General features: G+C 74.6%; 2 protein-coding genes and 1 pseudogene. 1 reads left to right on the forward strand and 2 read right to left on the reverse strand.

Translation table 11 applies throughout. The annotated features are described in order from the left end of the window. Together HCN52_RS24110 and HCN52_RS24115 are read right to left on the reverse strand one after the other, a co-directional pair. Nucleotides 1–271, reverse strand: a pseudogene (locus HCN52_RS24110) (hypothetical protein); the annotation flags it as partial. Beyond that, nucleotides 268–1,071, reverse strand: a complete 804-nt coding sequence (locus tag HCN52_RS24115) for an ATP-binding cassette domain-containing protein (protein ID WP_168090537.1) — start codon at nt 1,069–1,071, stop codon at nt 268–270. The pseudogene HCN52_RS24110 and the gene HCN52_RS24115, both read right to left, overlap by 4 nt. Before the next feature lie 283 nt (nt 1,072–1,354). Between HCN52_RS24115 and HCN52_RS24120 the strand changes: the two genes are divergently transcribed. Continuing rightward, the coding region (locus HCN52_RS24120; RefSeq protein ID WP_168090538.1) for a hypothetical protein at nt 1,355–1,805 on the forward strand (451 nt) is incomplete at its 3' end.

A 1,805-nucleotide genomic window follows, 5' to 3' on the forward strand; every position in this document is an offset into this window, starting at 1 on the left:
CACGGCCATCGCCACCGCCAGCGCGACCAGCGGGAGGTACCACCAGCGCAGCGGGGAGCGGCGCAGCGCGATCCGGTAGCCGGTCATGACGCACCGGGCCGCAGCCGGCGACCATCAGCGGCCACGCCGCGGCCGACATCGCGGCGGAGGCGCGCGGCCAGGAGTCCTGCCACGCGCCGGGCAGCACGGCCATCGCCACCGCCAGCGCGACCAGCGGGAGGTACCACCAGCGCAGCGGGGAGCGGCGCAGCGCGATCCGGTAGCCGGTCATGACGCACCGGGCCGCGTGGCAGTGTCACCGTGCGCCGCCGAGAGAGGGGCCCCGGCCGGCAGGGGCGGCGCGGCGAGGGCCGCGGTGTAGCCGCGCTCCAACGGGGTGTCGCCCGCGTCGCCGTCGTCGGCGCGATCCGCCAACTCCTCCGGCGCGCCGTCGAACCGCAGCCGCCCCTCGTACAACACCCCGACCCGATCGCAGAGATGGGTGGTGTCCTCCACCAGGTGGGTGGAGACGACGACGCAGCTGCTCGCGGACAGTTCCCGCAACACGGCGCGCAGCCGCACCCGTTGCTGCGGGTCCAGGCCGTTGGCCGGCTCGTCGAGGATGACCAGATCCGGCTGGTCGCAGATGGCCTGGGCGACGCCGGCGCGGCGGAGCATGCCCCCGCTCAGCTTCCGCAGGGGGGTGTCGGCGCGGTCACCGAGCTCGACACGGTCGATCGCCTCGTCCGCGGCGCTGTTGATCCGTGGGGCCGGAACCTCGCGCAGCCAGGCGCAGTGCCGGACGAAGTCGCGGACGGTGAACCCGGGCGGGTGGGCGAAGCTCTGCGGCAGGTACCCGATGCGGCGGGGCGCGGCCCGGACCGCGCGCCGGGAGTCGAGGGGTTGGCCGAAGAGCCGGAGGTGGCCGGGGTGTGCGGGCAGCGCCGTGGTGGCCAGCGTCCGCAGCAGGGTGCTCTTGCCGGACCCGTTCGGCCCGAGCAGCCCGAAGGCCCCCGTTCCGAGCGAGAGATGGAGATCGTGGATGACCGGTCGTCGCCGGTATCCCTGGCTGAGTCCGATGACGTCCAGCATCGTGCGGTGGAACCCCCGGTTCTGTCGCTCCCCTGCCCGGCGCCGCGCGCCGGGCCGCCCCCGTCGCTGTGCCGCGCGAGGCCCCGGACGACCCTAGCCGTCACCCACCGTGCGCGGGAGTGGATCTTCGGTCATCCGCACTGGTGGTGACGGTGGTTGACCCCCTGCGCTGCTGCGTGCGGGGCGGTACGGTCCCACCGGGCGGGCCGGCGCCCGACCGGACCCCGGCGGGCACTCATCCGGCCTAACGACGGAGGGCGCCGATGTGGCGGACAATGGGCGCATGTCCTGTCACGGCGGTCCGCATGAGGACCACACCCAACCGGCGTCGTCGGCGGGCTCGGTCCTGTCCGTCGGATCGACCGGCTCCCTGCTGTCCATCGGCTCCGCAGGATCGATCCTGTCGATCGGCTCGGCGGGCTCGGTCCTGTCGATCGGCTCGACCGGTTCCGTCCTGTCGATCGGCTCGGCCTTCTCCGTGGGGTCGATCGGCTCGGCGATGTCGTTGTTCTCGATCGGCTCGTTCCAGTCGATCACGTCCGTGCTCTCCGGCCAGTCCGACCGCTCGCTCCTCTCCTGGCAGTCGACGGACGCGCGGTTCGCCCGGCGGCGGACGGGTCCTGCTCTGCAGCGGCCTGCGCTGCCCGCGCAGCGGGTCGCCTCGCCGAGGACGCTCGCCGTCGGCGGCGTCGCGGCGGCGGCGTTCGCCGCGCTGGCGGTGCACGCCGCCGGCC

Origin of the sequence: Streptomyces bohaiensis (genome assembly GCF_012033785.1) — a bacterium.
Classification (GTDB): Bacteria; Actinomycetota; Actinomycetes; order Streptomycetales; family Streptomycetaceae; genus Streptomyces; species Streptomyces bohaiensis.